This is a genomic window from Haloarcula mannanilytica (assembly GCF_005406125.1).
Taxonomy (GTDB): Archaea; Halobacteriota; Halobacteria; order Halobacteriales; family Haloarculaceae; genus Haloarcula; species Haloarcula mannanilytica.
In genome coordinates this window covers 377,176-388,736 of the sequence record NZ_BIXZ01000001.1, presented here as the reverse complement: position 1 = coordinate 388,736, position 11,561 = coordinate 377,176, and the positions used below count along the sequence as shown (strand labels likewise).

The 11,561-nt window shown below is 62.4% G+C and carries 10 protein-coding genes; 5 read left to right on the top strand and 5 right to left on the bottom strand.

Features of this window, described 5'->3' with window-relative positions; all coding sequences use genetic code 11:
* Positions 1-141: 141 nt before the first annotated feature.
* Positions 142-1,011 (top strand): SDR family oxidoreductase, encoded by an 870-nt coding sequence (locus Harman_RS01930; protein WP_137682136.1) that lies wholly within the window; start codon positions 142-144, stop codon positions 1,009-1,011.
* A gap of 148 nt (positions 1,012-1,159) precedes the next feature.
* The gene (locus tag Harman_RS01925) at positions 1,160-3,187 is read left to right on the top strand and encodes an AMP-binding protein (RefSeq protein WP_137682135.1); all 2,028 of its coding nucleotides are present in this window, start codon (positions 1,160-1,162) and stop codon (positions 3,185-3,187) included.
* Here the strand turns inward: Harman_RS01925 and Harman_RS01920 are convergent, their stop codons facing one another.
* Complete coding sequence (locus Harman_RS01920) at positions 3,188-4,378, bottom strand: MFS transporter (protein ID WP_137682134.1); 1,191 nt, start codon at positions 4,376-4,378, stop codon at positions 3,188-3,190. It lies immediately after the preceding gene.
* Positions 4,379-5,088: 710 nt separating this feature from the next.
* Entirely contained in the window at positions 5,089-6,066 is a 978-nt protein-coding gene (locus Harman_RS01915; protein ID WP_137682133.1) for a phosphoadenosine phosphosulfate reductase family protein, read from the bottom strand.
* A gap of 135 nt (positions 6,067-6,201) precedes the next feature.
* Between Harman_RS01915 and Harman_RS01910 the strand changes: the two genes are divergently transcribed.
* Positions 6,202-6,819, top strand: a complete 618-nt coding sequence (locus Harman_RS01910) for a stage II sporulation protein M (RefSeq protein ID WP_137682132.1) — start codon at positions 6,202-6,204, stop codon at positions 6,817-6,819.
* A 76-nt stretch (positions 6,820-6,895) separates the two neighbouring features.
* Here Harman_RS01910 and Harman_RS01905 read toward each other — a convergent pair whose 3' ends face one another.
* Together Harman_RS01905 and Harman_RS01900 are read right to left on the bottom strand one after the other, a co-directional pair.
* On the bottom strand, positions 6,896-7,498 hold the full coding sequence (locus tag Harman_RS01905) for a DUF7110 family protein (RefSeq protein ID WP_137682131.1): 603 nt from the start codon (positions 7,496-7,498) through the stop codon (positions 6,896-6,898).
* Positions 7,499-7,694: 196 nt separating this feature from the next.
* Positions 7,695-8,027: a 2Fe-2S iron-sulfur cluster-binding protein gene (locus Harman_RS01900; RefSeq protein WP_137682130.1), complete on the bottom strand. Its 333-nt coding sequence runs from the start codon at positions 8,025-8,027 to the stop codon at positions 7,695-7,697.
* A gap of 104 nt (positions 8,028-8,131) precedes the next feature.
* On the opposite strand from Harman_RS01900, the gene Harman_RS01895 reads away from it, so the two are divergent.
* Positions 8,132-9,550, top strand: a complete 1,419-nt coding sequence (locus tag Harman_RS01895) for a geranylgeranyl reductase family protein (RefSeq protein WP_137682129.1) — start codon at positions 8,132-8,134, stop codon at positions 9,548-9,550.
* Positions 9,551-9,780: 230 nt separating this feature from the next.
* On the top strand, positions 9,781-10,236 hold the full coding sequence (locus Harman_RS01890; protein ID WP_137682128.1) for a type IV pilin: 456 nt from the start codon (positions 9,781-9,783) through the stop codon (positions 10,234-10,236).
* Here Harman_RS01890 and Harman_RS01885 read toward each other — a convergent pair whose 3' ends face one another.
* The gene (locus Harman_RS01885; RefSeq protein WP_137682127.1) at positions 10,237-11,508 is read right to left on the bottom strand and encodes an amidohydrolase; all 1,272 of its coding nucleotides are present in this window, start codon (positions 11,506-11,508) and stop codon (positions 10,237-10,239) included.
* Positions 11,509-11,561: the final 53 nt, after the last annotated feature.

Sequence of the window (11,561 nt, the reverse complement as noted above, 5' to 3'; positions counted from 1 at the left end):
GGAGGTTTACACGTAAACCACGGGGGTCGGCGGAGTTGCGTATCAAGGCTCTCAAGCCGAACTGCGATGCCCGCTCACTGCCGGTCGGGTATACATGTCAACCCACCCCTATTCGGCGGTGTCAAGAAAACATGTGATTGAATGGCATCCAGCACCTCTCACGAACGGCTCGAAGTCGCCCCCATCGACGAGTCCTCGATACTGTTCGTCGACGACGACCACTACACCGACGACACCGTCTGTTTGGTGACCGGCGGCGGGTCGGGCATCGGCCGGGCGACGGCGCTGGCGATGGCCGCAAACGGGGTGACCGCCGTCGCCACGGACATCGACGAGGACGGACTCGCTGAGGTCGAGACGACCGCAGCGGACCTCGACCTCGATGGGACCGTCGAGACGGTGGCCGGCGACCTCGCCAGCGACGCGGACATCGACCACATCGTCGAGACGGCCGCGTCCCACGGCACGGTGCGGTATCTCGCCAACATCGCCGGCCTCCAGCACATCGACGCCATCGAGGACTTCCCGATGGAGAAGTACGACCAGATGCACGACGTAATGCTTCGCGCCCCGCTGGCGCTCTCAAAACAGGTCATCCCTCACATCCGCGGGACCGACGACGGGGTGGGTGCCATTGGGAACATGGCGTCGGTCCACGGCCATTACGTCACCTCCGATAAGGTGGCCTACAACGTCTCGAAGTTCGGCCTGCGGGGGCTGACGCAGTCTATCGCCGCCGAGGGTGGCGACGGCTTGCGTGGGTTCTCTATCAGCACGGGCTACGTCAAGACGCCGCTCGTCGTCGACCAGATTCCCGATACCGCCGAGCAGCGCGGTATCAGCGTTGACGAGGTCATCGACGACGTGATGCTGGGACAGGCCCGCGTCAAGGAGATGATGGACCCCGTCGACGTGGCGAACCTCTTCGTGTTCGGGTTCTCCGGCCACGCCGACCATCTCAACGGCGGCGACCTGCTGTTCGACGGCGGAATGACAAAGACCTACGAGTGAGTAGTTTACGTGTGAACATGAGCCGCAGTAACACTCCACACATATTGTGCGAGGCCGAGCTGCCGCGGTGGCCGAACAGGGAAAGCATACGCCGATTCGCCGAACGTGGTCGTACCGGCCTCCGAACACCCGACAGGATACACGCCCTATGAGCGAGCAACAGCCCACCGATACCAACACCATCGTCCACGAACCGAGCCAGGAGTTCGTCGAGTCGACGAACGTCTGGGAGTTCATGCAGACCTATGACATCGACAACTACGACGAACTCATCGAGCGAACGACAACCGACGTGCCAGACGAACCCGAATCCGGCGTCGAGTGGTTCTGGGACGTACTCCCGGAGTACCTCGACATCGAGTTCTTCGAGGAGTACGACGAGGTCCGAAATACTAGCGACGGCCCGCAGTTCACCGACTGGTACCCCGGGGGAACCATCAACGCCGCCCACAATGTTCTCGACCGCCACGCGGCGCGGGACAGCCCCACTCGGAACACAGTAGCGCTCATCTGGGAGGGTGAACCCGGCGACGTGCGGGAGGTCACGTACCACGAACTGAACCGCCAGGCCAGCAAAGTGGCAAACTACCTGGAGTCGGTCGGCGTCGACACCGGCGACACCGTCGGCCTGTACATGCCGATGGTCCCCGAGGTCGCGTCGATACTGTACGGCTGTCTCAAGGTCGGCGCAATCGCCGTGCCGATTTTCTCCGGGTTCGGCGTCGACGCGACGGCGACCCGCATCGCCGACGCGGAGTGTTCCGTCCTGTTCACCGGCGACGGCTTCTACCGCCGCGGCTCCGAGGTCCATCTCAAGGACAGCGCCGACGAGGCCATCGAACAGGCCGGCGAAGACCTCGGGACGACGCCGGTCGAACACACCGTCGTCTACGACCGCTTCGGAACCGCTGACGACCCGGACGCAGATATCTCGTGGACCGACCAGGATTCGTGGTGGGACGACGCCATCGAAACAGCCGACGACGAGTACGCCGCCAAGGAACTCCCGAGCAACCAGGAGTCGATGCTGCTGTACTCCTCCGGGACGACTGGGAAGCCGAAGGGCATCGTCCACACCCACGCGGGCGCGGTCATGCAGGCCGCCAAGGAGATTTATTTCGGCTTCGACCACAAGCCCAGCGACCGCTTCTTCTGGGTGAGCGACATCGGCTGGATGATGGGTCCCTGGACGCTGCTCGGGAACCACATCTTCGGCGGCACCGTGTTCATGTACGAGGGCGCGCCGGACCATCCCGAGCCGGACCGCTTCTGGAAGATGATCGACCGCCACGACCTCACTACGTTTGGCGTCTCACCGACCGCCGTCCGGGCGCTGCGAAAGAAAGGCGACGAGTGGCTGGAGGGGCACGACCTCTCCAGCCTGCGACTGCTCGGGTCGACCGGCGAACCCTGGGACCCCGAGAGTTGGCTGTGGTTCTATGAAAACGTCGGCAACGGGGACTGTCCCATCATCAACATCTCCGGCGGGACCGAGATCATGGGCTGCTTTCTCATGCCGATGCCGATTCAGTCGCTCAAACCGTGCACGCTCGGCGGCCCCGGCCTGGGGATGGATATCGACATCGTTGATTCGGACGGAAACTCGATTGCTGACACCCACGAGCGCGGTTATCTGGTCGCCCGGGACTCCTGTCCGTCGATGACGCGCTCGCTGTGGAGCGGCGACGAACGCTACCTCGAAGAGTACTGGTCGACCTGGGACGACATCTGGGACCACGGCGACTGGGCGCAAAAGGACGAGGACGGCCTCTGGTTCCTCCACGGTCGGGCCGACGACGTGCTCAACGTCGCCGGGCGGAAGGTCGGCCCGGCGGAGGTTGAGGGCGCGGCGATGGAACACGAAGCCGTCAATCAGGCCGCCGCCGTTGGTGCGCCGGACGACACCACCGGCACTGCCGTCGTTCTCTACACTGTCCTCGAACCCGGCTACGAGCCCTCCGATGACCTCCGGGACGGCATCCGCGCCGCCGTCGGCGAGGAACTCGGCAAGCCGTTCCGGCCCCGTGAGGTGCTGTTCGTCGACGAGTTCCCCAAAACACAGAGCGGGAAAATCATCCGTCGGGCCATCGCTGGCGTCTACCGCGGCGAGGACCTGGGCGATATGTCCAGCATCGAGAACCCCGACGCATTGGACGAGGTCCGCGAGGCGTCGTAGTCAGCTACTCACTGCGTCTTCGGTCGGTTTTTCGAGCCGCAACAGTCCGGGCAGCGCGAGCACTGCGAGAACGACTTCCGTCCCACCGGCAACGAGGAAGGCGACGGGGTAGCCGAAGGCCCCCGCGACTGTCCCCCCGACGAGGATGCCGGCGAGGAAGCCGACGCTGCCGAAGATGTTGAACCCGGCCATGGCGGTCCCGCGCTCCGTCTCGCTCGCGAGGTCCGAAACGAGCGCCATCGTCGCCGGAGCCATCAGCGCGCCGATGACGCCAGTCAGCACCATCCCCGCGCCGGCGATAGTGACCGAGGGAGCCTGTCCGACGCCGATGACGGTGAGCCCGTACAGCACCGACCCGGCGACGATTGGAACCGTGCGCCCGATTCGGTCCGAGAGCACGCCGAAGGGGTACTGCAACAGAGCGAAAGGAGCGAAAAACAGCGCCAGCATGATGCCGGTTTCGCCCGGTCCCAGTTCGAATGTCTCCCTGAAATACAGCGTTCCGACGAGTGCAAAAAAGCCGGCGGTGAGCCGGTCGATGAAGCCGAAAGCGTACGGGACGCCCAGCGTCGGTCGCCGCTTGAGTCCGGCCACGGTCGCGGCCAGCCCCGACCGGTCGTCAGACGGCGCGCGGTCGGTCACGAGGAGGGCGATTACTGCGACGACGAGCGAGAGTATGCTCGCCACGTACAGCGGCAGAACCGTCTGGATTTCGTACAGCTGGCCGCCCAGCGGTGCGCCCAGCGCCGTCCCGCTGCCGATTGCAATACCCGCCGCCCCCATGTTCTTCCCGTGGCCACCGCCGAGGTCCATCAGCATCGTCATCGAAAGCGAGAACGCGGCAATCGTGGCCCCGCCCTGGAGGATTCGCAGGGCCAGAACGCCGACAAACGGGAGCGAAACAGCGCTGGGGAGCCACGCGAGGAGGGCGTACAGCACCGCGCTCGTGGCCGCCCCGCCGATGATAAACGGCTTGCGTCGCCCGGTCGCATCGCTGAGCGCGCCCCAGACGCCGGCAAAGGCGACGAAGGCCCCGAACTCGGCCGCGAGGAACCACATGCTGGCGTTCAGGTCCGTCGTCGCCCCCAGCGTCCGGACCAGCCTATCGACGCCCGGATACAGCAGGACCTGTGCGAGCAGGACGGCGAAGATGACGCCGGCGAGAATCCCCCGTTCTGTGCGGTCCGTCACGGCCGACGATACAGCGAGGCGAGAAAAATAGATGTCGGACCCGAGGACTGCAATCCACGGATAGAATTTATAGTGACTGCTAACTGGACGTGGCGTCGGCGTACTCGGCAATCCGCTGCTTACTCAGCGCTGTGCGGCGGGACGAAACCGCAGTTCGAACAGCCGTTGTGCTTGGTCGTCTGATAACTCAGTTCCATCCCGCAGTTCGGACAGTTGTACTGATCTGAACTCATTCACCTCCATGTAGTATTCGACAGTACCTAAAGCTTTTCTCGACAACTGTCTATACTTCTCCTACTGTTGATTTTCAGGCCAGAGCGGACCTAATAACGGTTCGAGCAAGCCTGAACAGTGGATAATTGCATCGTTCATCAACGGTGAACAAGGCCCTGAATACCATTGATGGTCGACGTGTGTAGCCGTTCTTGTGTGTAAACTGGAAGAAATGTACGCTTTTCGAGATTGAACTGTGTAGTTCTCATAGGTGCTGAAGCCGGGACCGGCCCATATACATCGACTCGTGTCGAAGTGATACTGTCTCAACATTCAGTGGCAAAAGTTAGTTCCGGTTTTAGTGCCGTGTCACAGTTTAGCATCCCAATTTTTGCGAGAACTCACTCGGACCTATCATATACGATACACCTGCTGACGCAGGCAGAGCTGCTGGGATACTATAAAAAAAGCGACGCAGCGAGATATTTGCCGCCCGTTTACATGTAGCCGAGGTCGCGCAGGCGCTCCATCAGGTCCTCTTTGTCCTGGGCGCGGCCGGCGCGCTCGGTCGTGTTCTCCATGTCCTGCAGCCAGGCGGGCTCCTCGGCGGACTTGTCGGTGCTGACCTCGCTCCCGAGCGAGCGGAACCCGGCGAAGTACTTCGGCGAGACCGGCACGTCTTCCTTCTCGATGCCCTCGGGCAGGTCGTCCTGGCCCTGTGGCACGTAGCCGTCTTCGGGGTAGCCCTCGACGGTGTCCGGCACGACGAAGTTCCAGAAGGCCTCCCACACGTCGGGTTCGGCGAACTGGAGGATCGGCTGGATGCGGTCGTGGGGCGGGTAGATGTCGGGGTCGTGACGCGGCGAGAAGAACGTCTCGTCGGCACGGGACTCCTGCTCGTCCCAGCGGATACCCGAGAGGATGCCGTCCACGTTGTGTTCCTCGATAGCGTCGTTGAGCGCCACCGTCTTCAGGAGGTGGTTGCCGACGTAGGTGTCGAGCAGGAACGGGAACGTGTCCTCCTCGTATTCGAGGATGTTGCGCACGTGGTGCTGATTGTGCTCGGAGAGTTCGTCAATCGGGATGTCGTCGCCCGGTTCGAGACCGTTCTCGTCGACGTAGTTGCCGACATCTTCGTTGCGCGCCCAGATGACATCGAGGTCCCACTCTTCGGCCCAGTGCTCGACGTAGTCGATGAGCTCGTCGAAGTGCTGGTAGTGGTCGATGAAGACGACCGGCGGGACTTCGAGGTCGAAGCGGTCGGCGACCTCTTTCACGAAGTACAGCGTCAGCGTGGAGTCCTTACCGCCCGTCCACATCACGACCGGGTTCTCGTACTGTTCGAGGCCGGCCTTCGTGACCTCGATAGCCTTCTCGATCTTGTGGTTGACAGTCGGGTACTCCTCGGGGTCTTCGCCTTCCCCGTCAGTGTAATCAACGTCCAGATAGTCTGGGAACTCTGCTGATTCGGACATAGTGTAATGAGATATAATTACGAGTGTCAAGTACTTTTTGGATTTTCTACAGGTGTGTGAGGGGGTGGCAAATGTAGCCTCGTTTAGTCCCGCTTGGTCACCCGGGTTTTTTGCGTTCGGTCCAAAGGGTCTACCATGGACGACCGCCCTCGCCTTCCAGCCCGCCTCTTTCACCGCTGGCTCTTGTACTACGTCCCCGTCGCTGCGCTGATACTGAGTCTCAGTGTGCTAATCGGATACGCGCTTGGCAGTCAGATACCCACCGAATGGCTCCAGAACCCGGGCACGACAGGCGAGAACGCCTTTATGCCGGTCGAACTGACCACGCTCTCGCTGACGATCAACAATCTCGGTGCGTTGCTCGTCATGGCACTCGGTGCCGTCTCGCTCGGGACCATGACGGTGCTGTCGCTCGTCTTGAACGGACTGGTCATCGGGGCCGTCGTCGGTATCGCACTCAAGCAGGTCTCGCCCGTCGTCGTCGCCGCGCTCATCGTTCCCCATGGTCTCATCGAGATTCCAGCATTGCTCATCGTCGCCGCCGTCGGCCTCCGATTTGGGTGGCAGACGATTCAGTACATCCGCGGGCGTACGACTGAACTGGTCACCGGACAGGATCTCCGGGAGGCCGGCTGGCTACTCGCCACGGCCGCTGTACTCATCGTGATCGCGGCCTACATCGAAGCGAACCTCACACTCGAAATCGCGTCGCAGTTTACCGACGCTGACCTCTCGGGTATCGCGGTGGAATGACAGTCAGGGTTCCCCACGACACTAGAGCACCGGCTGAACGGAGTAAAATAGGTGACCGGACTTCGAGGAGACAGCGTTACGAGATGAACTCGTTGTCGCGCCAGTTGACGCCCTCTTCTTCGTCCCCGTCGCGGGGTTCTTCTGCGACGTTGATCGCCGCGGGCCGCTCCTCCCCGTCGACGATGCGGACGGCTTCGAGTTCCTCGTCGACCGCCGCAATCGCGGTTAGCGTGCCCTTCTCCGCGACTTTCGCTACGTCACACAGGACCTCAAACATCGCGTACTGGAGCGCGGTGTTCTGAAGCACCGTCTCGCGGTCGCCCTTGAAACAGGCGTACTCGACGAGTTCCGACTCGATCTCCTCCTCTTCCTCTTCGAGCGCGCCCCACTGCGGGCCGCCGCCCGAGCTCCCGGTACTCGCGGCCCCGGGCGGCCCCATCTCGTCGGGGTCCTCCTCGTACACCCGGTTCTCCGTGACGCTGGCCTTGAGCTGGGCCGTCGGAGTGTACTTGCTCATAGAGTCGTCCTTGGCGACGGCGCTGACGATGAGCGTATTGTTTCGACGGGTGATGTCGATGTCAGCGATTTCGGGGGGGAGGTCCGGGTCCTCGAAGAAATCGTAGGCGTCTTCTAGTGGCAGTTCAAGTGTCGAGTGAAGTCTGTATACGCGGCTGGTCATGGTTGGGGAAGCGTGTGTCAGTCGTCGAAGGCCGTCCGCTGACGCTGTAGTCACTACGCTATAGGGGCCACTTGCTTATATGACCTGTCCTTCATTCGCGGTTTCACCGCTCTATACCGGGCCGTATCCGAGCCCCCATGTTAAAGGTGTTTAGAGACCTTCTAGCAGGACAATTGTTAGCAGTATTCAGTGCCTACTAATCGTCCGCAGGTGTGGGGTCGCCGTCTTCCGGGCCGGCTTCCCCTTCGATACTGGGCGGGTACTTCCCGCGGTCGAGTTTCAGGTCCGACTGCGGTCGCGCCATGCAGGTCAGCGCGTAGTTCTCCCGCTCCCGGTCGGTCAGTCCACGCGCGGCGGGCTGGGTGACCGACCCCTCGATGATTTCAGCCGAGCAGGCCAGGCACATCCCTACGCGACAGGAGTACTCCTGTGCGATACCCTCCTCGATACATCGCGAGAGGATCGTCTCCTTCTCGGAGACGGTGATCTCCTCACCCGTCCCCACGAACGTTACCGTATACTCGGTCATGCTCGGCCCTTTGATACCCCCCAGCAAAACTCTTTATCACCCACTGTCCCCGACTGAAACCGATAGTCGGAATAATTTTCTCTCTCCGGGCAGGACGGGAGTGCATGACCACACACCAGGACGGCAACGCCGGGGGAGAGTCGGCGACAGCACGGACCGTTTCCGTGGACGTTGTCGTCGTCGGGGCCGGAACATCCGGCTGTTACGCCGCTGCGACTATCGCGGACGCGGGCTACGATGTCGTCGTCGTCGAGCGCAAAGACGAGACCGAGGCCGGCCATATCGCCTGCGGGGACGCGCTGAAGGGGGCCAGTGACTTCCCCGAGGCGATTCCGAAGTCCCAGCTCGAACCAGCCTTTACGAACACGGATGTTGACCACGGCCGGTTCGAGATTCCACAGGAGGACACCGTCCTCGAAATACCCGTGCCGGGAGAACTCGCCGTCATCGACCGCTGGGAGTACGGTCGCTGTCTCATCGAGGGCGCGGCCGACAGCGGTGTGGAGTTCCACTACGACACCGTCGTCCAGGACGTACTTCAGGACGACAGCGGCCGCGTGACCGGCGTGAAAGCCATGCGGAAGGGCGACCCGGTCACCTACGAGGGGGATATCGTCATCGACGGGGCCGGCGCGCTATCGATCCTCCAGGACAAGACCGACCTCGAAGACGCCACCTTCGATACGAACGTCCAGTACTCGCAGTTCTGTTCGGCCTATCGGGAAATCATCGAGGTCGACGAGCCGGTCGAGTGGGACGACGCGCTCGTGTTCAAGCCGACCGAGCGCTCCGCCGGCTACTTGTGGTACTTCCCGCGCACGGACACGGAGATCAACGCCGGCCTCGGATTCCAGATGAACGAGGAGCCAATGGAGTTGGTTGACGACCTCAAGCGCGATCTCCAGGGTCGGAGTGAGTTCGAGGGCGCGGAGGTTCAGGACAAACTCGGCGCTGCACTACCGACCCGTCGCCCCTACGACTCCGCCGTTGCACCCGGATTCATGGCGGTGGGCGACGCCGCCGGACACGTCAACCCGACGACAGGCGGGGGAATCGCCGGGGCTGCCTACGCCGGGACCTACGCCGCCGAACAGGCCATCGAGGCTATCGAGTCGGGCCGCACGGACGACGAAGCCGCGCTCTGGGAGTACAACGAGCGCGTGATGGACCACTTCGGCGCCCGGTATGCGGCGCTTGACGTGTACAACATCTTCACCACCGCCTACGACGTGGACGACCTGATGGCGCTGCTGGCCGCGCTGCCCGGCGAGAAGCTCGCCGAGGCGCTGTACGGCGGCTCGACCAGCATCGGGCTCGGACTCAAGCTCAAGATGGCCGTCAAGAGCATCGGCCACTTGGGAACCATCCGGGACCTCTACCAGACAAAGAAAGCGGCCGACCGGCTGCTGGAGCATTACGAGTCGTACCCCAGCGACCGAGACGGCTTCGAGACGTGGCAGCGCGAACGTGACTCGATCATGGACGACATCTACGAAGTCACCGGCGCAGATCCCAAGTACTGATTCGCTGGCTTGTAGCGGCCCTGCGACCCGTTCCGGTTCTCTGGTTCGGTTTCATTATCGACCGTCACAGTATCTGGATAGTAATAGAGACCCAGATAAACTATTCATCCAGACAAAAGGTTTTATACTATAATAACATGATATCTAATTGAAGTCACTCGGGGTCGGTCGACCGGGGGGTCACCGAAACGGAGACAGTGTGTCGACCGTCTCCTGAGTGGGGGGCAATCATGGTAGCAGGTAGATTCAACTCCGACGATAGCGCAGTCTCACCAGTGGTAGGGGTCATCCTAATGGTCGCAATAACGGTCCTGTTAGCGGCGACGGCAGCGACGTTCTTCCTCGATTTGGGCTCCGGAAACCTCGGACAAAACACTCCGCAAGCGGCGTTTACCTTCGATTACGACGCCGGGAGCCCAGACAGTCTGACAATCGAACACCGAAGCGGTGACTCGGTTCGGGCCGGGAGTCTATACATCACTGTCAGCGGGGCTTCGACCGCCAACGGACAGCATGATTTCACGAGCATCGACAAAACGCTGGGTGACAGTTCGGAAATCACGGCCGGATCACGCGTGACGTTTTCGGAGAGTTCGCTCGACCTCTCGGACGCGACGGTCACGCTGAACTGGCAATCACCGGACAGTGACCGGTCCATCCAGCTCGCCAGCTGGGAAGCGCCGTAGTCACTCGCTCAGTCGCTCAATCGCCTCGCTAACGACATCAACACCGATAGCCAGCGAGTCCTCGTCGACATCGAAGGTAGGCGTGTGATGGCCGCCGGGGTGGTCGGTGCCGATGCCGACGAACGTCGCCGTCCCACCGTGGTCCTGCACGCGGTCCATCAGATAGGTGGCATCCTCGCTGCCGCCGAGGTCGTCGGTCCGCAGGCGGCTGGTGACGCCGGAAACGGATTCTGCCGCGTCGTACACCACGTCCGCGAGCGTGTCGTCGCTCACCGCACTCGGCGCTTCTGCGGTCGTCTCGATAGCAACTTCGCAGTCGTACATCTCGGCTGCAGAGGATATGACAGTGTCCGCCCGCTCGCTCATGTACTCCTTGAGTGGGGTCGTCTCGCCGCGGACCTCGCCTTCGATTGTCGCCTCCTCGGGGACGATGTTCGTCGCTGTGCCGCCCTCGACGACCCCGGCGTTGACCCGCGTCGCGCCCTCGCCATGGCGGCGAATCGCATGGAGATTCTGGACGGCCGTCGCGAGCGCCTGGACAGCGTCCCGCCCCTGTGCCGGATGCCCGCCTGCGTGGGCTGACTCCCCGGTGAACGTCGCTCTGAATTGCCGGACGGCCAGAAATCCATCCACTCCAGCGACGATTTCGCCGGTCGGATGGTCAAGTCCGATGTGGATCGCCAGCAGGTGGTCCGCATCGTCGAGGTGGCCGCTCTCCGCGACGGCCTTTCCACCGCCGATGACTTCCTCGGCCGGCTGGAAGACGATCTTGAACGTCCCCTTGAAGTCGCTCTCTTTCACTGCTTCCAGCACGCCGAGGCCAATCGTCGCGTGGGCGTCGTGCCCGCAGGCGTGCATGTACCCGTCGTTGGCTGAGCGGAACCCGTCTGCAGTCGGGGCATGCGCCACACTGTCTGACTCCGTTATCGGGAGCGCATCGATGTCGACCCGGAGCGCGACGGTCGGTCCCTCGCCCTGTTCGAGGACGGCCACCGCGCCGGTGAAACCGCCGGCTGTGGCGTCCAGCACATTCTCGCGGGCACCGGCATCACGGGCCTTCGCCCGCCACTCTTCGAGTTCATCGTCGTCAGGGACTGCCATCCGAGCGTCGCCGTCGAGTACGTCCTGGCCGATATGCAACTGGTCGACGCCGATCCGTTCGAGTTCATCGACGATGCGACTGGTGGTGTAGAACTCCCGCCACGCGGGTTCGGGATAGCTGTGTAGTTCACGTCGAAGCAAGCGGAGTCGCTCCTGCCGGGTGTCGTTCATGCCGGCAAAACGACCCGCAGTTACTTATAAGAATCCGCAGGGCAGGTCCGCCA

Bases quoted from the DNA above. Each gene is read 5' to 3' on its own strand.
- Harman_RS01930 (WP_137682136.1), top strand. From the start codon at position 142: ATGGCATCCAGCACCTCTCACGAACGGCTCGAAGTCGCCCCCATCGAC.
- Harman_RS01925 (WP_137682135.1), top strand. From the start codon at position 1,160: ATGAGCGAGCAACAGCCCACCGATACCAACACCATCGTCCACGAACCG.
- Harman_RS01915 (WP_137682133.1), bottom strand. From the start codon at position 6,066: ATGTCCGAATCAGCAGAGTTCCCAGACTATCTGGACGTTGATTACACT.
- Harman_RS01910 (WP_137682132.1), top strand. From the start codon at position 6,202: ATGGACGACCGCCCTCGCCTTCCAGCCCGCCTCTTTCACCGCTGGCTC.
- Harman_RS01905 (WP_137682131.1), bottom strand. From the start codon at position 7,498: ATGACCAGCCGCGTATACAGACTTCACTCGACACTTGAACTGCCACTA.
- Harman_RS01900 (WP_137682130.1), bottom strand. From the start codon at position 8,027: ATGACCGAGTATACGGTAACGTTCGTGGGGACGGGTGAGGAGATCACC.
- Harman_RS01895 (WP_137682129.1), top strand. From the start codon at position 8,132: ATGACCACACACCAGGACGGCAACGCCGGGGGAGAGTCGGCGACAGCA.
- Harman_RS01890 (WP_137682128.1), top strand. From the start codon at position 9,781: ATGGTAGCAGGTAGATTCAACTCCGACGATAGCGCAGTCTCACCAGTG.
- Harman_RS01885 (WP_137682127.1), bottom strand. From the start codon at position 11,508: ATGAACGACACCCGGCAGGAGCGACTCCGCTTGCTTCGACGTGAACTA.